21 protein-coding genes and 1 pseudogene are annotated in these 21,760 nt (G+C 37.5%); 12 read left to right on the forward strand and 10 right to left on the reverse strand.

What is annotated here, in order from left to right; translation table 11 throughout:
• Window positions 1-37: 37 nt before the first annotated feature.
• From ruvX to rsmE, 4 genes are all read right to left on the reverse strand, one after another.
• Window positions 38-514, reverse strand: coding sequence for a Holliday junction resolvase RuvX (gene ruvX / locus GQR44_RS12135; RefSeq protein ID WP_166372035.1), 477 nt, complete (start codon window positions 512-514; stop codon window positions 38-40).
• Window positions 514-1,188, reverse strand: a complete 675-nt coding sequence (locus GQR44_RS12140; protein WP_277344381.1) for a YqgE/AlgH family protein — start codon at window positions 1,186-1,188, stop codon at window positions 514-516. The genes ruvX and GQR44_RS12140 overlap by 1 nt, the downstream gene beginning before the upstream one ends.
• Before the next feature lie 256 nt (window positions 1,189-1,444).
• Entirely contained in the window at window positions 1,445-2,398 is a 954-nt protein-coding gene (gshB, locus tag GQR44_RS12145; protein WP_166372036.1) for a glutathione synthase, read from the reverse strand.
• Window positions 2,399-2,434: 36 nt separating this feature from the next.
• Entirely contained in the window at window positions 2,435-3,163 is a 729-nt protein-coding gene (gene rsmE / locus GQR44_RS12150; protein ID WP_166372037.1) for a 16S rRNA (uracil(1498)-N(3))-methyltransferase, read from the reverse strand.
• A gap of 253 nt (window positions 3,164-3,416) precedes the next feature.
• Here rsmE and GQR44_RS12155 point away from each other — a divergent pair, with 253 nt between their 5' ends.
• From GQR44_RS12155 to GQR44_RS12170, 4 genes are all read left to right on the forward strand, one after another.
• Window positions 3,417-4,373: a hypothetical protein gene (locus tag GQR44_RS12155; protein WP_166372038.1), complete on the forward strand. Its 957-nt coding sequence runs from the start codon at window positions 3,417-3,419 to the stop codon at window positions 4,371-4,373.
• Window positions 4,374-4,385: 12 nt separating this feature from the next.
• On the forward strand, window positions 4,386-5,162 hold the full coding sequence (locus GQR44_RS12160; RefSeq protein ID WP_205963058.1) for a threonine/serine exporter family protein: 777 nt from the start codon (window positions 4,386-4,388) through the stop codon (window positions 5,160-5,162).
• Window positions 5,162-5,638 (forward strand): threonine/serine exporter family protein, encoded by a 477-nt coding sequence (locus GQR44_RS12165; protein WP_205963059.1) that lies wholly within the window; start codon window positions 5,162-5,164, stop codon window positions 5,636-5,638. The genes GQR44_RS12160 and GQR44_RS12165 overlap by 1 nt, the downstream gene beginning before the upstream one ends.
• 179 nt (window positions 5,639-5,817) lie before the next feature.
• The gene (locus tag GQR44_RS12170) at window positions 5,818-6,153 is read left to right on the forward strand and encodes a PBPRA1643 family SWIM/SEC-C metal-binding motif protein (protein WP_166372039.1); all 336 of its coding nucleotides are present in this window, start codon (window positions 5,818-5,820) and stop codon (window positions 6,151-6,153) included.
• Window positions 6,154-6,314: 161 nt separating this feature from the next.
• Here GQR44_RS12170 and GQR44_RS12175 read toward each other — a convergent pair whose 3' ends face one another.
• Entirely contained in the window at window positions 6,315-7,304 is a 990-nt protein-coding gene (locus tag GQR44_RS12175; RefSeq protein WP_166372040.1) for a DUF2333 family protein, read from the reverse strand.
• A gap of 394 nt (window positions 7,305-7,698) precedes the next feature.
• Here GQR44_RS12175 and folA point away from each other — a divergent pair, with 394 nt between their 5' ends.
• Window positions 7,699-8,190 carry a type 3 dihydrofolate reductase gene (gene folA / locus GQR44_RS12180; protein WP_166372041.1) on the forward strand — a complete coding sequence of 164 codons (492 nt, stop codon included), beginning with the start codon at window positions 7,699-7,701 and terminating at the stop codon, window positions 8,188-8,190.
• Window positions 8,191-8,197: 7 nt separating this feature from the next.
• On the opposite strand, the gene GQR44_RS12185 is transcribed toward folA, so the two are convergent.
• Genes GQR44_RS12185 through lptD form a run of 5 tightly spaced genes read right to left on the reverse strand, consistent with a single transcriptional unit; the run spans window position 8,198 to window position 14,590 of the window.
• Window positions 8,198-9,010 carry a symmetrical bis(5'-nucleosyl)-tetraphosphatase gene (locus GQR44_RS12185; RefSeq protein WP_166372042.1) on the reverse strand — a complete coding sequence of 271 codons (813 nt, stop codon included), beginning with the start codon at window positions 9,008-9,010 and terminating at the stop codon, window positions 8,198-8,200.
• 35 nt (window positions 9,011-9,045) lie between these two features.
• Window positions 9,046-9,861, reverse strand: coding sequence for a 16S rRNA (adenine(1518)-N(6)/adenine(1519)-N(6))-dimethyltransferase RsmA (gene rsmA, locus GQR44_RS12190; protein WP_166372043.1), 816 nt, complete (start codon window positions 9,859-9,861; stop codon window positions 9,046-9,048).
• A gap of 1 nt (window position 9,862) precedes the next feature.
• Entirely contained in the window at window positions 9,863-10,861 is a 999-nt protein-coding gene (gene pdxA, locus GQR44_RS12195) for a 4-hydroxythreonine-4-phosphate dehydrogenase PdxA (RefSeq protein WP_166372044.1), read from the reverse strand.
• Window positions 10,861-12,177, reverse strand: coding sequence for a peptidylprolyl isomerase SurA (gene surA, locus GQR44_RS12200; protein ID WP_166372045.1), 1,317 nt, complete (start codon window positions 12,175-12,177; stop codon window positions 10,861-10,863). The genes pdxA and surA overlap by 1 nt, the downstream gene beginning before the upstream one ends.
• Window positions 12,178-12,187: 10 nt before the next feature.
• On the reverse strand, window positions 12,188-14,590 hold the full coding sequence (gene lptD, locus GQR44_RS12205; protein ID WP_166372046.1) for an LPS assembly protein LptD: 2,403 nt from the start codon (window positions 14,588-14,590) through the stop codon (window positions 12,188-12,190).
• Window positions 14,591-14,812: 222 nt separating this feature from the next.
• On the opposite strand from lptD, the gene djlA reads away from it, so the two are divergent.
• The 7 genes and pseudogenes from djlA to GQR44_RS12240 form a co-directional block, all read left to right on the forward strand.
• Window positions 14,813-15,628: a co-chaperone DjlA gene (gene djlA, locus GQR44_RS12210; protein ID WP_166372047.1), complete on the forward strand. Its 816-nt coding sequence runs from the start codon at window positions 14,813-14,815 to the stop codon at window positions 15,626-15,628.
• A gap of 1 nt (window position 15,629) precedes the next feature.
• Window positions 15,630-16,181, forward strand: coding sequence for a DUF2937 family protein (locus tag GQR44_RS12215; RefSeq protein WP_166372048.1), 552 nt, complete (start codon window positions 15,630-15,632; stop codon window positions 16,179-16,181).
• Window positions 16,182-16,489: 308 nt separating this feature from the next.
• Complete coding sequence (gene dapD, locus GQR44_RS12220) at window positions 16,490-17,518, forward strand: 2,3,4,5-tetrahydropyridine-2,6-dicarboxylate N-succinyltransferase (protein WP_166372049.1); 1,029 nt, start codon at window positions 16,490-16,492, stop codon at window positions 17,516-17,518.
• A 285-nt stretch (window positions 17,519-17,803) separates the two neighbouring features.
• Window positions 17,804-19,579 (forward strand): phosphate ABC transporter substrate-binding/OmpA family protein, encoded by a 1,776-nt coding sequence (locus GQR44_RS12225; protein WP_166372050.1) that lies wholly within the window; start codon window positions 17,804-17,806, stop codon window positions 19,577-19,579.
• A gap of 24 nt (window positions 19,580-19,603) precedes the next feature.
• Window positions 19,604-20,272, forward strand: a complete 669-nt coding sequence (locus GQR44_RS12230; protein WP_166372051.1) for a hypothetical protein — start codon at window positions 19,604-19,606, stop codon at window positions 20,270-20,272.
• Window positions 20,273-20,380: 108 nt separating this feature from the next.
• A complete protein-coding gene (locus GQR44_RS12235; RefSeq protein WP_166370789.1) occupies window positions 20,381-20,887 on the forward strand; it encodes a helix-turn-helix domain-containing protein in 507 nt (168 codons plus the stop codon).
• Window positions 20,887-21,729, forward strand: a pseudogene (locus GQR44_RS12240) (IS3 family transposase); the annotation flags it as partial. The gene GQR44_RS12235 and the pseudogene GQR44_RS12240, both read left to right, overlap by 1 nt.
• Window positions 21,730-21,760: the final 31 nt, after the last annotated feature.

The following is a 21,760-nucleotide window of genomic DNA, read 5'->3' on the forward strand; positions in this document are numbered from 1 at the left end:
TATTGATATTTATTACTATGCTTTTATTGCTATGCACTTATTGATAGTAGCTTTCCATCCAGCTTTCTAAAATAAGAGCTGCAGATACACTATCTACTTTTCCTTTTTCAAGCGCTTTAAATCCGCCGCGTTCAAAAATAAATTCTTTAGCGCTTGCCGTTGTTAAGCGTTCGTCTTGAAAAGCTATTTTTACACCAAAACGCCCAGTTAAGCGATTGCCAAATTTTTTTGCTCTTTGCGTAATAGGTTGCTCGGTTCCATCCATATTTAATGGTAATCCTACGACGACTAAATCCGGTGCCCAGTCTTTAATAACAGCTGCAACCGTATCCCAATTAGGAATACCATCATTTGCTTTAATGGCTGCTAGTGGTTGTGCAGTCGCGGTGATCATTTGCCCTGTTGCAACACCAATACTTTTTGTACCAAAGTCAAAACCTAATAAAGTACTTGGCACTTTAGGCTCGTTTGCTGAGGTGTTCTTTTCTTGTTCTGAATCGCTTACTGATGTCATTATGCGTGGCCTACGTCGCTACTTAATTGTGATGGGTCGACGCCTAAACGTTGTAAGGAAGTATTCCAACGTTGTTCGACCGGTGTGTTAAAAATAATGTCATTTTCACAATGAATGATTAACCATTGATTCTGGTTTATCTCTTCTTCTAATTGTCCCGAGTCCCAACTTGAATAGCCCAAGGCTACCATATAGTGCTCAGGTGCGTTATCTGTCCCTAAACTAGACAGGATCTTATTCGAGTTAGACATCATTAATTGTTCATTAAGCATAGTGCTTTGTGATATGTCAGATGTCGGGCTGTGTAATACAAAACCTCTGTCCATGTCTAATGGACCACCTAAAAAGACGGGGTCAATCAAAGGTGGGCTAGGTTCATGTTCAATGCTTTCTGCATTTTCTAATAACTCTTGTAACGTTAACTTAACCGGGTAGTTAATAATAAAGCCCATCGCACCTTGATCATCGTGCTCACATAAATAAACAACAGATTGCTTAAAGTATGGGTCTGTTAATGAAGGCATAGCGATTAAAAAATGATTCTTTAATGAACTTACGATTTCAGTTTGAGTATTATTTTCCAACTGTTTTTCTTGATCTGTTGGTAGGGGAACTGAATGTTCATCACTCATGTCAGAATCAGAAAAAGGGTTTTTAGTTTTATCTATTGTCATTTGATTCTCCATCAGGAATGAATATATGCCGGTCACTATTTAAGAGGCAAAAATCAGCAAGCCAAGAAGTGAATAGACTTTAGGTATTAAGACTTGTATTTACACCTACCAATACAGGATTAATCTAGTAAACCGCTCAAAAGATCATCATGTTAAGTCTTATCTTGATTGGTCACATGTATATTACCCGCGGTAATCGCGGGTAATATATTCAATCGAATAGCGATCGTTTTGTTGGCCTTAAGTACGATATCTTTTAAGCGCCTTTGATACGTTTTTCAATTGCATCCATTAATTTGCCGCTGATATTCGTCCCATAAGCATTATCAATTTCTTGAATACAAGTTGGGCTAGTCACATTGATTTCTGTCACTTTGTCACCGATAACATCTAAGCCAACAAAAATGAGTCCTTTTTCTTTTAACTTTGGACCAATGGTATTAGCAATATGCCAATCAGACTCAGAAAGAGGTTGAGCAACACCAGTGCCGCCAGCCGCTAAATTACCACGTGTTTCACCTTTTGCAGGAATACGTGCTAATGCATAAGGCATTGGCTCACCATCAACAATCAGAATACGCTTATCACCGTCTTTAATTTCTGGAATAAAAGCTTGTGCCATACAGTAACGTTGCTGATGCTCTGTTAGTGTTTCAATGATCACGCCAACATTACTATCATTTTCTTTAATACGGAAAATAGAAGCGCCGCCCATACCGTCTAATGGCTTTAAAATTACATCTTTATGTTGTTGATGGAAAGCACGAATTTTTGCTGCACTTCTTGTCACTAAGGTGATCGGAGTGAATTCACTAAACCAAGCGGTGAATAGTTTTTCATTTGCATCACGTAAGCTTTGTGGTTTATTAACGATTAAACAACCTTCGTCTTCAGCACGCTCTAATAAATAAGTAGCGTAGATATATTCTGTGTCAAAAGGTGGATCTTTACGCATTAATACAGCATCAAGGTCTGAAAGAGGGTGATCTACTGCATCTTCTAATTGATAAAAATTGCCAGCTTCACGTTGTACCGTTAATTTTTTGCTGGTAGCAAAACAACGACCATTTTCTAGATATAAATCTTTCATTTCTAAATAATAAAGTTCCCAACCACGAGATTGAGCTTCTAATAACATTGCAAAGCTTGAGTCTTTTTTAATGTTGATGTCTGCGATGGGATCCATCACGATGCCAATTTTTATGGTCATATCTATTCCTGTCGTTAATCTATTAAGTAATAAAAGCTATGCTAAATCGCCAAAGCGACATTGCAATGCTGTGATTGCAGTTAATGCTGCTGTTTCTGTGCGTAATACGCGAGGGCCTAATAATGTTTCAGTAAAGTCCAAGTTTTCAGTGAGGCTTATCTCATCATCGCTTAAGCCTCCTTCAGGACCAATTAATAAACGCACATGTTTGATATCGTTGGGTAATGTATTAATTGAATATTTTGCGCGAGGATGCAAGGTTAATTTACAGCAATCAATCTCATATTCACACCATTGTGTTAAAGCTTGTGTTGTATGTATTGTTGGTACAATATTTCTACCCGATTGCTCGCAGGCTGCGATGGCTATTTTTTGCCACTGTTGTTGCTTTTTTGCCATCCGTTCTGCGTTAAGTTTTACACCACAACGTTCACTGATCAAGGGAGTTATTTCATTTACACCCAATTCGACTGCCTTTTGGATCACAAATTCCATGCGGTCACCACGTGAAATAACTTGCCCTAAATGTAAATGAAGCGGGCTTTCATTGTCAGTTTCTTGGAATGAAAGAATATTCGCTTGGCAAGTTCGTTTTTGGACTTCATGCAGTTGTGTTAAATACTGACCACCTTGACCATTAAATAAGGTAATACTATCGCCAACATTTAAACGTAACACGCGAATATGCTGAGTAGCGTCGTCTGATAATGTGATACAGGTGTTTTCGGTCAATGATTGCGGTTCATAAAAACGAGGATTACGCATAAGGTTACTTTTGATTGAAAATAAAAGCTTAGTATAACGCGAAAATTTTTAATATCACTATTGCTAAAGACTGAATTATTACACTTAGTTAGCATAACTTATGTTAATCAGTGAGCATTGAGAGTCTTCCTGGGTAACGGGTATAAACTATTGCTAAAGGATATATTGAATTATTACTTCCTTAATATCAATTTAGGGCAACATATGGGATAATTTTTGCTTTTATTTTTGTGTGATGGTTCAGGAATTTAATATGTACAGTTCTAAGTTAAAAAGTATAACTACTGACGCTAAGCGTGGCGTTTATTTCATTGGTACCACCCCTCCCAAACATGATACTGACCTTGAACTTGTTTCTGGTATTGCCGATAAACTAGTAGGGCGATTAGAAGAAATTGATTACGATGGTTTTATCGTTTACGACATTCAAGATGAAACCTCTCGTATTGATAAACCGCGTCCTTTTCCATTTAGATATACGCATGATTCACGCTTATATTCAAAAATATTACACGATAAAGTCGGTAAGCCGGTGATCACTTATAAAAGTGTTTCACAACGCGATGAAGCTGACTTTTCACGCTGGTTGTCTGATGCTTGGCATCAGTTTTCAGTGCGGGATATCGTATTGGTAGGCTCGCCATCATCGGACGGTGAAATCAAACTATCGCTTTCTGATGCTTACAAAAGCTTAGCGGCACATCCTCAAGAGTTTTACCTAGGCGGAGTGACAATTGCAGAGCGCCATGTTGCTAAAGGGGATGAGCATGTCCGTTTACGTGCTAAGCAAGAGCAGGGCTGTGAATATTTTATTACACAAGCTGTTTATAATGCACAGGCCACCATTGATTTATTAACTCGCTATGCGAGTGAATGCCGACAACAGGGTGTACAACCTAAACGGGTAATTTTAACTTTTTCTCCTTGTGGCAGTGCTAAAACATTAGAATTTATCGAATGGTTGGGGATTTCCGTGCCGGAAGCAACATCGCTACGTATTCTTGAGTCAGAAAATCCACTCAAAGAGTCTTTGCAAATTAGTCGAAATAACTTCGAGCAAATTTTATTAGCGGTATTACCACTAAATATTCCATTAGGTTTAAATATAGAAAGTTTAACCAATCGCAAAGAAGAGATAGATGCTGCTATATTATTATTTAAACTTCTTAAAGCCACGTTGGATTTAAAACTGGCTGAATCACAACTATAAGTCGATGAAATAATGATCTTGTCAAAGGAACAACAAACAGAAATTACACGGATAGCAGTATTCGCTGGGCAAATTTTACATCAGCATGGTGCAGAAAGCCGTTTGATTGAACAAACGACCCAGCGTTTAGGCATTGCGCTTGGGGCAGAGAGTATAGAATTAGCGATTACTCCAGATGCAATTGTGATCACTAGCTTGGTTGAGGGGCATTGTGTAACAACCACAAGGCGTTGCGGCGACCGTGGCATTAATATGCAAATGGTTTGTGAAGTACAGCGTATTTGTGTGATGTTAGAAAAACAGCTAATTGATATAAAAGAAGTCAAAAAACGATTGCACCGTTTAAAACCTTATAAATACAATCGCTGGTTAGTGGTATTAATGATTGGTTTTTCATGTGCCAGTTTTAGTCATTTCTTTGGTGGTGATCGCGCTGTTTATTGGACTACTTTTATTGCATCCAGTTGCGCAATGGTAATACGTCAAGAACTTGGCCATCGTCAGCATAACCCTTTTGTTAACTTTGCTTTAACCGCTTTTGTTGCGACTACCATTACTTGTTTAGCCTCAGTTTTTGAAATAGGTGAAAACCCGAAAATTGCGATGGCAGCGAGTGTATTATTACTGGTTCCTGGTTTTCCTTTGATTAATGCAGTGTCAGATATGCTTAAAGGTTACGTGAATATGGGTATTGCACGTTGGGTGTTTTCAACATTATTAGCGGTCAGTGTATCGATTGGTATTGTTGCTGCGATAGAATTAACAGGCGTTTCAGGGTGGGCACTATAATGATGGCATTTTTTGATCTTTTCATCTTATTTTTAACCGATGCTTGGTTTGCTTGGATACCTGCAGTGGGTTTTGCCATGGTGTTTAATGTGCCGCGTAAAATGTTAGTTTATTGTGCCGCAGGTGGTGCATTTGCACATAGTTTGCGCTTTTTATTAATGCACTTTAGTTTACCGATTGAGTGGGCAACATTTGTTGCATCTGCAAGTATGGGATTTTTAGGTTTGTATTGGTCGCGTAAACACCTGATCCCTCGTCCTGTTTTTACCGTTGCTTCTGTTATTCCAATGATTCCTGGTAGTTATGCTTTTACTGCGATGATTGGTTTAGTGGAGATCAATACCAGTGGTTATAGCTTAGAGATCATGCGTGTAGTGATGGAAAATGGTTTACGTACTTTGTTTATCTTAACGGCATTAAGTTTTGGTTTAGCTATTCCATCTATTTTAATTTATCGCGGTCGTCCAATTATTTAATCATAATTTAATACTAACAGTGAGCATATAATTGCAAGGATTAGTTTAATCGCAAAAAATAGGTAAGTGGATCAGCGAATATTACGCTAGATTGGTCTAAGGAATACTGTACACTGTGCGAAAAATACTAAGTACATAAAGTGTGCAGAACAAAGTGTGTGGAATAAAAAAGGTCCAATATGTCAGATAAATTTTTCTTTAAAGGTAAAAAAGAGAAAAAACCAAAACATTCAAGTTATGGTTTTAATACAAAGCGTGCAGTAAAAATAGGTACAGAAGAGCTACCTTTACAGGTTGTTGTTAATACTGATGCCCGTGCTGAAGAAGTACAAGCACTAGCTGAAGAACATAACTTAGTTATCGCTATTACCGTTGATGCTGAACAAGCTGAGAATACTACCGAATTAGATGTGTTGATTAATAAACCAGTCACTACTCGTTTTGAAAAAATGCCTGCTCGTAACGAACCTTGTGTTTGTGGTAGTGGTAAAAAATATAAAAAGTGCTGTGGTTAATTGGTACTATTAATTTATTAAAGAGTTAATAGAACAAGCGTAAAGCAGACATTAAAAAGCCCCGATAGAGTAATATTTATCGGGGCTTTTTTGTGGCTGCTATTTTATATTTTTGTATTGGTGATCTTAATAAGAGCAACCTTAATCAGTCATCACTTATTTTAACCTTGCTCTAACAAACGTCTTAAATCAATCAGTGCTGCATTTGCACGAGAAACATAGTTTGCCATGACCAAGGAGTGGTTTGCTAGGAAACCGAAACCATTACCATTTAATACCATTGGGCTCCAGACCGCTTGTTGAGTTGCTTCCAAATCACGAATAATTTGTTTTAAACTAACCTGTGCATTTTTCTTTTCGAGCACATCTTGAAAGTCAATTTCTACTGCTTTTAAAAAATGCAGAATAGCCCACGTTGAACCGCGGCTCTGATAAAAAACATCATCAATCTTAAACCAATTTGTTTTGATCTCAATTTCGTCAGCACTGGCCGTTGATTGTTTTGCTGAAGTATCACCTGCTAGGTTCGTATCAAATATATCATTACCGACACTAGCGCTTAAGTTTTGTGAAATGGAGCCTAATCGTTTTTCAATCTCACGTAACCAATCACTTAGATTATCCGCACGCGTATAAAATTGCGCTTCTGTTTGGTCTGTTGCAGAGAGGCGAGCACGATAGCGTTTGAAGGCCTTAATTGCATCTTTATATTCACTTTCTGCGCTAGGTAAAACCCAGTTAGTATGTGAAATATTCATTTTATTCTGTGCTATTTCTAAATCTTTATCACCCGTCGATTGTGATTGTGAACGACTGAAGTCTAAACGCATCACCAATGCTAAATCTCGAACTTGCTCTAATACACCGTACTCAAAGGCAGGCATATTATCCATAAAAAATCCTGGTGGAGTGACATCGTTAGATAGGAAACCACCGCGTTTATCTACTAACCAACTAGTTACATCAATAAGCGTTGTTGTGGTTGCATAACCAGGTACTATTTCACTATTGGATGCAGTTGCTGCTTCTTGTGTTTTTGCTTTTACATCAAATGTTGATGGCATCCAGCCAGACCAAATAGACATTATCCATAATAAGAAAACAATGATCAGCAGTATTGGAATGATGCTTTTTTTAGTTAAAGTAGCCATGATCTATTCCTTAATATCATGTTGAATGGGTATTAACTTTACCATAACCCTATTTGTTATTTCACCTCAATTATCGTTAATGGGAGTGTAAAATCATAAAGTTATAAATATTATTCTATTTCGTTATTTTTCATGTTGATTGGTGCGTTTAGTTGTGTAGATTTTAAAGAAAATATTGTCGTCATTGCTCGAATACAAATAATGAATACTTATAAATAGTTGGCGCTAGGGTTAAGTGTTAACGGACAAAAAGATTAAAAAATTAATAAACATAATGGTATTCACCTGATTACCTATCAATAAGGTCATTTCAGAAGAAGATAGTAATTAAATAGATGAATTTTAAAACGTAATTGATAAACTCATGCTCAATATGTAAAAATTTGGAAAATAAATGAAAATTTCAATGATAGTAGCCATGGCGAATCATCGTGTAATTGGTTTAGACAACAAAATGCCATGGCATTTGCCAGCAGATTTACAATATTTCAAAAAGACAACACTAGGAAAACCGGTGATAATGGGACGAAAAACCTATGATTCAATAGGTAGAGCATTACCAGGGCGTTTAAATATTGTTGTTTCTCGTGATGATAGTTTAGAGATTACTGGTGTAACCTGCGTGACTTCGGTTGAACAAGCATTATTAGCTGCTAAAGGTGTTGCAGAAGTGATGATTATTGGTGGAGCAACTATATATGAACACTTTTTACCGGTCGCTAATCGCCTGTATCTAACATTTATTGATTTGGAAACTAAAGGTGATACGCACTTTCCTGATTACCTAACTCAAGGTGAATGGGAAAAAGTAAGTAGTGAACATTATTTAGCAGATGAAAAGAATGCGCACAATTTAGAGTTTGTAACCTTAGACCGAGTAAACTAAGCGTTAATTAACCGTATGCAGGGCAGGATAATGAAAATAGTTTTTTATCTTGCCAGCGTATCATGGTAAGTCTGTTTCCCCACACACACCCCGTATCTAATGCATATAAGTTTTGTTGATTTGTTTGGCCTAATAATGCTGCCCAGTGACCAAATAAGATAGGCTGATTATGATCTCTTGGCGTTATTTCGAACCAAGGTTTTAATACACTACTATCTGTTTCCGCTGGTGATAGTTTGTTATAGAACTCTAGCTCACCATCTAATGTGCAATAACGCATACGAGTGAACACATTGATAATGTAGCGTATACGCTCAATACCTGACAGTGACGCTTGCCATTTAGTAGGATGGTTACCGTACATATTTTTAAGCAGTGATTGGTAATCTTCACCATGCAACTGTTGTTCAACTTCTTTGGCAAATTGTTTTGCTTGTGGGATTGTCCAAGAAGGCAATATACCCGCATGAACCATAATAAACTTATGTTCAGGATGTTCTAATAATAAAGGTTGCTTACGTAACCATGTTAGAAGTTGTTGACTGTCTTCCGCTTCTAAAATAGGGGATATTTTGTCTTTTTCCTTGGCTTTATGAATGCCTAAAGACGTCGCTAATAAGTGCAAATCATGATTACCTAGAATCACTTTTGCCTTTAGCTTTTTAAGGTAGCGTAATGTTTGTAATGACTTAGGGCCGCGAGCGACTAAATCGCCAGCAACCCATAATTCATCATTTTTTGGATCAAAATTGGCCAAAGATAGAAGCTGCATCAATTCGTCATAACAACCTTGAATGTCACCTACTATATAAGTTGCCATCGTTATTTGATCCTATTAAAAAATGTTATTGAGGTTTAATCTTCTTTTTGTAAACGATCATAAACATAGTTTGCAACACGCACATACTCTTCAACAGAGATGTTTTCTGCACGGTGGCCAATATTAATGCCAAGATCAGTCAATTCTTCAGCAGTTAATAAATCTCTCCAACCATTACGTACTGTTTTACGGCGTTGGTTAAAGGCCATTGAACAGACTTGGTTTAATACTTTCATGCTCTTGGCAACAAAAGGCGGCGTATCGTAAGGCTCTAATCTTACTACTGCAGAATCAACTTTAGGTGCGGGTTTAAAAGCCGTCGGTGGTACTTCTAATACTGGAATTACATTACAGTAATATTGCGCCATTACACTTAAACGTCCGTAAGCTTTACAATCTGGACCTGCACATAAACGATTTACAACTTCTTTTTGCAACATGAAATGCATGTCAGAAATTTTGTCTGCAAACTCAAATAAGTGAAACATTAAAGGCGTTGAAATGTTGTATGGTAAGTTACCAAACACACGTAATTGTTTATCACCTTGGACTAATTGCCCAAAGTCAAAACGCATGGCATCTGCTTGGGTTATTTTTAATTTATCACGTAACGTTGGATGTTGCTCTAAACGTGCCGCTAAATCACGGTCTAATTCAACTACATTTAAGCAGTTTACTTTACGTGCAACAGGCTCTGTTAATGCGCCTAAACCGGGGCCAATTTCTACAATATTATCGTCAGGTTGTGGTGCGATTGCAGCTACAATTGAGTCGATGATGTAATCGTCGTGTAAGAAATTTTGTCCAAATCGTTTACGAGCGGTATGGCCTAGGTGGGTTTTATCATTCATTTTATTCATTAACCTTGTTGATGTTACTTTGGACCATGGTGATAGCCTCGTTGACTGCACATAATAAACTACCTGAGTCAGCTTTTCCTGTTCCTGCTAAATCTAATGCGGTGCCATGGTCAACAGATGTACGTATAAATGGTAAACCTAAAGTGATATTAACGGATCGACCAAAACCTTTGTATTTTAAAACAGGTAGGCCTTGGTCGTGATACATAGCTAATACCGCATCGGCATGTTGTAAGTATTTATCTTGAAATAAAGTATCAGCAGGCAGTGGGCCTATTAACTGAATTCCTTGTGCTCGAAGGTTGTCTAGTGCAGGTTCAATGGTATCTATTTCTTCTCTGCCCATATGACCTCCTTCTCCTGCGTGTGGGTTTAATCCACAGACATAGATAGTAGGCTGTTTAATGCCGTATTTTTCTTTTAACTCAGCATTTAAAATTGTAATAATATTTGCTAATAGAGGTTTTGTAATCGCGCTGGGCACAGCTGAAAGTGGTAAATGCGTAGTTGCTAAGGCAACACGTAAACCCGTTGTAGCAAGCATCATTACCACTAAATCAACGTTAGCTTGCTCAGCAAAAAATTCAGTATGGCCGCTAAAAGTAACGCCGGCATCATTAATAATGCCTTTATGTACTGGTGCTGTCACTACCGCAGAAAACTCACCACTTAAACAACCTTGGCTTGCAAAACGTAAGGTTTCTAAAACATATTCACCATTGCGAGCATCGAGTTGCCCTATCTGTACGGGGACGTCAGTCGCAATGTGGGCTACGGTTAATTGACCTAAAGTCGGTGTTGATTGAGGTTGTGCAGCATCATATTCAATAAAATCGATTTTTTTATTTAAGTGCTGTGCACGCTCTTTCAGCAGTGTTAAGTCAGCACAAATAACTAATTCAACCGGCCAAGTCTGTTCTGCTAATTGTAAAACTAAATCAGGACCGATGCCGCTTGGTTCACCAGCAGTGACAACAATACGAGGTAACATTATTCTTCCTCAATAATATAAGCAGGATTATTAATTTTAATATACGCTTCTTGGCGTATTTCATTTAACCAAGCGTAAGCTTCAGCAGGAAAGCGTTGTCTAAATAACATGCTATAAGCTTTTTGTTTAGTGGCACTCTCTGTCGTATCAGATTCGCGCTTATCAAGCACCTGAAGAATATGCCAGCCATGCATTGTATGGAAAGGCTGACTGATTTCACCGATTGCTTGTGATTGTGCTAAATCACGAAATTCAGGTACATACATGTTCGGATCAGCCCAACCTAGTTCACCACCTTTTACGGCAGAGCCTGGATCTTGAGAATACTCTTTGGCTAATTCATCAAAGGTTTTTGTACCTGATAATATTTGCTGACGTAAAGTTGTTAACAATAATTTGGCTTTTTCATCACTCAAAATAATAGTGGGCTTAACCAGAATATGACGTGCATTCACTTCTTCCGTTATCACGTTATCATTACCTTTTTTATCTAATACTTGAATGATATGTACTCCCATTCTGGTATTGAAAGGACCAATGATATCGCCTTTTTTATTGCTCTCTTGTAGGTTATCTACAAATAAACTTGGAATCGAATCTAGTTTACGCCATCCCCAATCACCGCCTTCTAAGGCCTTTGGTCCTTCAGAATTAGCAATCGCTAGCTGTTTGATATCTGCACCGTTTTCTATTTTTTCTACTAACGAGTTTGCTTCATCGGTTACCGCGACTCGTTTTTCTTCAGAAGCTTCCGGTGATAACTTAAGTAGAATGTGTGCAAAATGAAATTCAGTGGTTTGCTCACCTTGTTCTTTAATACGGTCGACTACTTGTTGAATTTCTTGATCGGAAATGTTGATACGGCGACGAACCTGCACTTGACGTACTTCATTAATAGTCAGTTCGTCACGAATGTTAGCAACGAATGCCTTATAATTAGTACCCGATGCTTCTATATCGGCACGTAGTTCGTTTAATGTTTTATTTTGCTTTTTCGCCATTTCGGTAATGGTTTGATCAAGTTGTGCATCACTGATACGCAAGCCTATACGTTCTGCAATTTGTAACTGTAATTTATCACTGATTAATTTATCAAGAATTTGCTTATCAATATTTTTTGGATCCGGTAATGTTTGACCACTATCTTGATAGCGTGTGATTAAGTCACGCTTAAGGTTGCTCATATCACTGCTTAAAATCAGTTCTTTGTTCACTACTGCTTCAATCTTATCTAGTTGTACTTCCGCAGCCGTTGCCAATTGAGGTAAAGTACTTGCTAAGACCAATACACTTAAAAATCGTTTTGTTAATTTCATTTTTTACCCATTACTTTAAATAAAATGGACGACCGTAGTCGAATAAACCATCTTCACTATCTGAATAACCGACACCACCTAACCCCATTAATTCAATTGTTAAGTTGATGCTGTTCTCTGTTTCCATATCATCGTTAAAATCAGATTCTGTTCCATAATAAGATTGCATATGTTTATCGTAGCTTAAACCAAGAGCCCAACAACAAGATTGATACTTGATACCTATGATACTTTCATAACTATTTTCAAATTCAAGATCATAATAATAACTTGCATAGGCTGACCATTGCGTGTTGATTGACCAGTTTACTTTACTGCCAACTTGGTTAACAATTTCATCCCACTCCGCATCTTCATCTTCTTTATAATAACGGTAGCTTAACTGCATAAAAGTATTGTAAGCCCAACGTTTCTCAAGCGTAGTATTAGCACGTTTAAGAAGGTTTTCATCACTGTCCCACTCTATCCCTGCATGAAGGAAATAATCATTTTCAAAGTTAACATCAAACTCAGCAATAATTGAAGAACGGCTCACAGATTGGCTGTCATCATCGTCATCGGTTGGTAATACGGTACGAGATTTCGATAAATAATAATTTTGCCCAATAGCAAAGCGTAATTTTTCTTCACCTTGTTCATTTAAGAAGCTACTTGAAACACCCACAGTGATCTGGTTTGCTTCGGCAATACGGTCATAACCAGAATAACGATTATCTCGAAATAAGCCGTAATAATCCTGTTGTAATGTTGTTGTATCGTATAAACCAATATCTGATTGATTTTGGTATGGCACATATAAATACTGCATTTGCGGTACTAATGTTTGTCGGTAACTATTACCAAAGACTGAAAAGTCGCGTTCTAAGTTGATACCTGAATGTATTTTAAATGACGGAAGGTAGCGCACAACAGATTCATCTAATTCATCATACCAACTGTATTTTGTTGCGTTATCTAAGTCCTGTTGATAGACGCTAAGCATGTACTTTAGTTCAGTATTGATAAACAGAGAATCGTAATAAAGTGGTAAAGATAACTTTGGTTCAGCATGAATACGCGTACCGGTATATACATCACTGTCACTGTGTTCAAAGCGCGTGACTTCTGAGTACCAATCAAATTGTAGGCTTTTCCAGTTGAGCGGTTGGTAAGCACTTATGGCTAATTTAGGTAATACAATGTGTGGTGTATCGTCATCGCCTAATATTTGGAAATCGCGTACTTCCAGTTCACTATTCCAATTACTTTTTGTATAACTTAATTTAGCAGTTTGTAATAATTGGTTATCTGTACTGGTACCGTACTCGGTATCAATATCGGTGAAATAATAATCATCACTGACTTTGTTGTAATCTGCAGTAAACGCCCAATCTTGGGAAAGATTCACGTGATGCTCAAAATGAAATAAATAGCGCTCTCCAATTAAATCGCCATCATCGTCTTCACGTATTCTATCGTCGCCAAGATATTCAGCTTGAATCTGACCTGAACCAATATCAAACATATAACGATATTCAGTAGCAACTAATAGACCCCGGTTTTCCATATAAGTCGGTGTGATCGTTGCGTCTTGATTGGATGTTAAATTCAGGTACAAAGGCTGGCTGTAAGAAAAACCATTAACTGATGAAAACTCATATTTTGGAAATAAAAGCCCGGTCTTTCGTGTGTCGGATAAAGGGTAGCTGATATAAGGGAAGTAAAAAACAGGTACATCTTTTATTCTTAATACAGCATTATAAGCTGTGCCCATATCATTTTCTTTATCAATGTATAGGGTCGATGAGTCGATGCTCCAAGTAATATCTCCCGGTGGACACGCTGTGTAACTAGACGAATTTAACTCATAAAAACCTTGGCCATTATCATACACACGATCTGCATTACCACGACCCGACTGACCATGGAATTGATACTGGGTTTGTAATAACGAGGCTTCATCAGTTTTAAAATTAGTATCGATTTGGTCGGCTAACAGGGTGATTTGCCCATCGACGTAGCGCGCATTGCCTATTGCATTTGCTTGCTCAGTATTGCGGTTATAAATTAATCGGTCTGCATCTAGACTCTTTTCGCCTTGAACCACGTTGACATCACCTTGATAAATAATTTCGCCATTAATACCTCGTAATGAATTGGCATTGATGCTGATTGGAATTTGGTTTTTATCAAGATTGCTATTACGAGTTGTTACCGGAGGGACTTGGCTATAACACTGCTTAAAGAATACTTGTACGTCACGTGGCGCTGATTTTTCTTCTAAGCTGGCAATCTTAGTTGTTGCATTGCTCTTGGTGCTAACACTACTATCTGTATTACTTTGCGTTCCAGAAGTGTTTTTATTTTCAATTTCCTGTGCAACCGCACTAGCAACTGGAGATAAGACAAATAATAAGGGGATTAGTTTTAACATTAATAACTCACTACAAGGGCTTAGAAAGAAAAAGGAGACGCTAAGCAGAAACAACAATATAACCCCTTATAATAAAGTAATCTTTTGCTGTCTCCAATCTTTGATTGGCTAATACACGAGTATTTTGGCTATTTATTACAAATAATTGGTAAATCTTCACATAGTTAGTCAAAATAATAGAAAAATTCAATATTTTCTTAATTTTAAAGGTAATGATTAATTATGCGCATATGGGGCAAGTTATTAGGTGGTTTTTTTGGATTTATGTTTGGTCATTTCTTTGGCCTGCTGTTAGGCGTTTGGTTAGGGCATCGTTTTGATGTGGCCGTAGGGCGTAACTTTAATATGCGTGATGGCATGTTAGGTGGGCGAACCAACAGTGCGGATAAACAAAAAGCATTTTTTGAGACTGCTTTTTCGGTGATGGGACACGTTGCCAAAGCAAAGGGGCAAGTCACTCAAACCGATATTCAAGTCGCTAATGCCTATATGGACCAAATGAATTTGCACGGTGATGCAAGATCGCAAGCTCAACATGCCTTCAATAATGGTAAAAGTGCTGACTTTGCACTAGTAGAAACATTGCAAGAATTTGTTCGTAAATTGCACGGCGAGCGGAATGTACTGCAAATGTTTTTGGCCATTCAAGTTCAAGTCGCTTACTCAGATGGTGTGATTGATGATAACGAAAAAGCCTTGCTGTATACCATTGCTGAAAATTTAAACTTCTCTCGTTTTGAACTAGACCGCTTGATTCAAATGATTCAGGGGCAGCAACACTTCCATCAAGGTAAGCAGGGTGGTCAGCAATACAATAAAGCGGAAGTTGAAGATGATGCTTATCAAGTCTTAGGGGTTGAAAGTACCGCTACGGATAAAGAAGTGAAACGAGCTTATCGTAAGTTAATGAGTCAAAACCATCCTGATAAACTAGCTTCAAAGGGGCTGCCGGAAGAAATGATGGAATTAGCTAAAGAGAAAACGCAAGATATTCAAAAAGCCTATGAAGTACTGCGAAGTAGCCGAGGTTTTAAATAACATGCTATCGGTAATAAAACGCTATAGTTTACAGCTAGTATTTACTATTAGCTTATTATTAGGTTTACAGTTACCGAATTTTTTACAGCAATACGAATTACGTTTGCAGGGCCATTTTGCTGAGGCAAAAATGCAACTGGGTAAGTTTCAGTCATTAGCGGATCAATATTTTCAAGGTGACTTGCAAGCACTTATTGCACAACATAAAAGTAGTGATGTGCGAGTATTCAAAGATGAAGCCCTGTTAATTGAATCACATTATTTACGTGTACAACAATTACAGCAACAAATAGATATTCTTGACCAGCCAATATGGTATCGACTGTGGTCATTAAGCCAACAAATAAAACAGCCTATTGTTAAAGAGGCTTGGTTTGGCTATCAAGCTAATATTATACTTAATCAACAGGCTATTTTAGTGGGAGTCGTGGTAGCTGTGTTGATGATGTTATGCCTTGAGATATTGCTAGGATTAAGCAAGTATTGTTGTTGTCGTATTTTTTCTTATGTTAAACAAAAGCCGAAAAAACTAAAGAGAAAAATTGGCTTATAAGCCAGAGAGCATATTGTAGGAGCTGCAATAAATCTATTCTATTAATCATCAGTCATGAATAATCAATAATCAACCTGTCATCAATTATTAACCGAACAATTCTCGAGGATTCCTTCTCTCTTTGTCTTCCTGTCTGCAAAAGGTTTTTATAAAAAGTAGTCACATAAAGCGATGCTAGACTAATTAATTTACTCATATAACATTTTAATTTTGCATCTGTCGTGGTGCTTCTCTATTATTGCCTATTTATTATTTTAGTAATCAATTACGGTGTTTCACCGAATAGACCTTAAATCGGAGCTCAATACATGTCTACATTTTCACTTGCGTTTGGTACTGCGACTAAAAACCGTGACCAAAAAATCATTGAAGCATTTTTTCCAAACCCAATTTTAAATCCAAACGAAGATCTAGTTGCAACTATTGGTGCAATTGCTGGTTATGAAGGTGGCAATCAAGTTATCGAAATTAAACCAGCTGTTGCTGAGCAACTGGCTGCCGCTTTTAATGGTGAAGACGATGCTGATAATGCAGATTTTGCAGTTGCTGCAGCTAAATCAAAACAAACATTAGTGTTAGTTATTTTAGCCACTGACGAAGCACCACAGAGTGTCGCTGAAGGTTACTTAAAACTGCAACTTATCTCGCATCGTTTAGTTAAACCGCACGGCGTAGTGTTAGACGGTATCTTTGGTTTATTACACAATATCGCATGGACAAACAAAGGTGCTATCGACTTACCTGAACTTAAAGAACGTCAAATGAAAGCGCGCTTAAAAGGCAAAACGATCATTGTAGATTGTGTTGATAAATTCCCTAAAATGGTTGATTACGTGGTGCCAGCGGGCGTACGTATTGCTGATACTTCACGTGTTCGTTTAGGTGCTCACGTTGGTGAAGGTACAACAGTCATGCATGAAGGTTTCATTAACTTCAATGCTGGTACAGCGGGTGTTAGCATGGTTGAAGGTCGTATTTCAGCGGGTGTTATGGTTGGTGAAGGAAGTGACATCGGTGGTGGCGCTTCTATTATGGGTACACTGTCTGGCGGTGGTAAAATGGTTGTCGCTATTGGCGAAAATAGCTTATTAGGTGCTAATGCTGGCTTAGGCTTCCCACTGGGTAACCGTTGTACTATTGAATCTGGTTTATACGTTACAGCGGGCTCTAAAGTTAAAATGTTAGATAACGAAGGTAATGACGCTGGATTTGTTAAAGCACGTGATTTAGCAAATAAAGATGACTTATTATTCCGTCGTAATTCAACGACAGGTCAAATTGAATGTCTAGTTAATAAAAGTGCAGTAGAATTAAACAGCATGTTGCATTCTAACTAATACCCTAACTAATATTCTAAGTATTATTTTAGGTAATATTTGAATGTGCGTTTAATCATTGAGGCTACAATTTAGTAGCCTTTTTTATACTCGTCTATTTTTTATAATTTTTTATTTTTATCTGTCTACTTTTAAACCTATCTATTTTTATATCGCTGTATTCCTCTTTATAAACTACAACCACTGTTAAATAGTGTTTGCTCGCTTCAGGGTTTTAAAGCGTCACATGATTGTCATGCTGGATCTATACCATGCTTGGTAAGTAAAGCGCTAGGGGAAGTGCAAATGTCAGTCAATAATAAAACGTCATTCACATTGAATGTGGACTTTAAAAATAAACTGATCAAACTCAAGGCAACCCTGAGTCGAGCCTTTGATATTCAGTTGCCGATTGATAAATTGGTACATGATACTGTGTATAGGTTAAATGTTTTTGATGAATTACTTAGCTTAGGTAATGAGCAAGTTACGGCACAAGTAAAATCATTGCAGCAAACAGCTGTGTATATTGAGCCAGCAACTGGGAATGTGAGTAAGCAAGAAACAACAGTTAAACTCAATAACCAGCGTATTAAACACGCTAATACGATAAGAGAGCATACACTTAATAAATCTTCTTTCGTTATTTTACTGTTGGCGAGTATCATATTTATCTTTATCGTTTTATTACAGACAAATATACTGCAAGTAACTGTTTCGGCAGAGCCTAATTCAATTCAACATTATTCCCCAAATATTTCAGATAGCTTATTAGCTGAAGCATCGCCTTTTGTTGAGTTAGCGAAAACTATTCAATTACCAGTTGATAATGCGATGTTGACTATGCGTTTACATGGCTCAAATACCATAGGGGAGCACCTTGCACCTGCTTTATTAACTGCCTATTTAAAAACAATGGGGGTCTCTGAAATGCGTTGGTTAAAGGGGCATTCAGCGGTGGAACGTCAATTACAATATACTCATAACAACCAAGCCTATGAGATTGAACTGCAAGCTCACGGATCATCTACTGCATTTACAGACTTAGCAAATGGGGTTGCCGATTTGGCCATTTCATCGCGAAAAATTAAAGACAGCGAAGTGGCATTATTAAAGGCGCAGTATGGCAACCTTGGTTTAGCAGGTAGCGAAGTGATCATTAGTCTAGATGGCGTTGCTATCATTATAAATAAGAACAACCCACTTAACTCTCTTACATTATTACAGTTAGCAAAAATTTTTTCAGGTGGAATTAATAACTGGAAGCAGTTAGGCGGCGAGGACTTAAGTATTAATGTTTATGCGCGAGATACAAATTCAGGTACCTGGGATAGTTTTAAAAGTTTAGTCTTTAGTGACGGGGATCATACCTTATCGCCAAATGCGAGTCGTTATCAATCTAGTAGTGAACTGTCTGACTCAATTGCAAAGGATAAGGCCGGTATTGGTTTTATAGGATTACCCTATATTAATAACAGTAAGGCAATATCGATAGCTGCATCTGTTACTTCCCCGCCTATTTATCCAACACAATTTACGGTGAGTACAGAGGATTATCCTTTAAGCAGACGTTTGTATCTGTATGTTCCTGCTTCTAGCAGTGAGTTTATTAAACGTTTTACACATTTTGTGACTTCGGCAGCGGGGCAAGAAATTGTTGAGCAGGTAGGTCTCGTTTCTCAAAATATTCAATTACAAGGTATTTACCCTAATAAACAAGCGCCGCAAATTTATAATGATTATGGTGAGATAGCACAGCGCCTTTCCTTGAATTTTCGCTTTCAACAGGGCAGTAATCAATTAGATAGTAAAGGTAAAGAGGATTTATTGAGGGTCGTTGAATACATACGAAAGCATGCTGGCCTTAGGGTGGTTTTGATGGGTTTTTCCGATCCCTCTGAAGAGCAAAATAAGCAATATCAGTTATCGTTAAAGCGTGCCCAAATAGTAGAGCGAGAGTTACAAGCTCGAGGCTTAAATATTACTGCGGTGGAAGGGTTTGGTTCACAATTGCCTATCGCTTCAACAAAAACGGTCATCGGTCGCAGTAAAAATAGGCGTGTCGAGGTATGGGTTTTTTAAGTTAATTTTTATAAAAGGTATGCGATGAGTATTTTATTAAAAAAATCACAATATTTGATGACATTATTCAGTGGTTTAAGTTATCAAGATAATGTAATCATTAATAAAAATATTAACGACACTGTTTATCTTTTAAAAGTTGCTTCTACAAAGACTCGACAATTAATGGCGGAGCAAAATGTGCCCATAGAGGATCTATTAGCAGATAAGTGTTTACCATTAACACGTTTCTATTTGTCAGATGAGCAGACTCAAATAGCTTACTTTTTAAATAGTGAGCGTTTAGCTTTATTTTTTAGCGCATTACCTATGGCAGAAGCCACTATCTTTCAACAATATGTAATACGCGCAAAAAATTCCTTAATTTTACCTGAACGGCAGCTACAGCAATCTTCTGGAGTAGGGGATGTTACGTCTTTTTCACTAACTTCCGATGAATATGATGAAGGTTATCAACAATTAACTTATCTACAGTCTTTACAAAATTTAATAAAGGTGGTGAATGTTGAAACTGAAGTTGGTTATAAGGGGTTGTTTTACTCTTTACAGAGTTTGAAAAATTCTAGTGAAGAAGTTGATACAAGGCTTCTTGTGTATTCTGAATATCAAGAGAACTTATTATTTTACTGTGAGTTGTCGCCATTATGGCAATTAAAAGCACAACAGTTATTTGCAGAGCAAGCGGTTATCTGACGATTCAGTCATATTAATTTTATTGATTCTGAGAACAATAAAAAGCCCGTTGCGTAGTGTGAACTGACCCCAAATAGTTGGACAACCAATTACTGAGGGTCTTTTTTTATGTCCAAATATAGTCGTGAGTTAAAACTCATCATCGCAAAAGAATGCCTAGGTGGTAAGTCATCTAGGAAACTAGCAAATGAATTTACAATATCCTCTCGACAGATTCGATATTGGACTTCGGTTTTCGCAATTCATGGGACAAACGCATTCTTACCTACTTCTCATGGTTGTAATGCAAAAACAAAACTTCAAGCATTAAAATTAATGTGGACAAATGACTGGTCGCTCACTCACACTAGTGCTGTATTAAATTTGTCTTCACCCGGCTCTCTTTCTGTATGGCTAAAAACATATAATGAGGCTGGGCTTAGAGGACTTGAATGTTCCTCACTCGGGAGACCTCCTATGAAACCACAACCAAATACTCCTGCAAAGCCAAATAATGAAATGACACTTGAAGAACTAAAAGAAGAGCTTGCTTATCTACGAGCAGAGAATGCTGTTTTAAAAAAGTTGGAAGAGCTGGAACAGACAAAACGCCGTCAAATAAAGAAAAAGCGTTAGTTGTTTTAGCTCTCAAAGATAAGCATGCTTTGAAGCACCTCCTTCAAGCCACTCACTTGGCAAAGAGTGTGTTTTATTATCAAGTTAACGCAGGCAAAAAAATGGATGCTTATAGTCTTGAATTAGATCTTATTAAGACGATTTACCATGAGCATAAAGGCCGTTATGGCTATCGTCGTATTCACCTAGCGCTTAGAAGGCAAGGAGTTATGCTAAACCATAAGACGGTACAAAGACTGATGTCGCAATTAAACTTAAAATCGACAGTAAGACCCAAAAAATACAGCTCTTATAAGGGAGGTGTAGGGAAAACAGCACCTAATGTTCTTAAGCGAGACTTTAAAGCAACAAGACCAGATGAAAAATGGGTAACCGATGTAACTGAATTTAAGGTTAAAGATCAGAGAGTCTATTTGTCACCAGTTGTTGACCTATTTACCCAAGAAGTAATCGCTTATAAGATCGCTAAAAATGCTCGTTTACCATTAGTCACAGATATGTTGAAAGATGCTCTCGATAATTTGAGCAAGAACTCAAAACCCATCGTACATAGCGATCAAGGCTGGCAGTATCGGCACAAAGCATACCAAAAACAGCTTGCAGATTGTGGGCTTACACAAAGTATGTCCAGAAAAGGGAATTGCTTAGATAATGCAGTAGCTGAAAACTTTTTTGGATTATTAAAAACAGAAATGTATCATAGGCAAAACTTCAAAGATGCCGATGAACTGATAGAAAAGCTCGACGAATATATCGAGTATTACAATAAAAAAAGGATAAAGGTCAAATTAAAAGGCCTGACTCCGATAGAGTATCGAATCCAGGCCTTACAAGCCGCCTAACTAAAATGTCCAACTATTGGGGGTCAGTTCA

The organism is Psychromonas sp. SA13A, assembly GCF_011378715.1.
Lineage (GTDB): Bacteria > Pseudomonadota > Gammaproteobacteria > Enterobacterales > Psychromonadaceae > Psychromonas.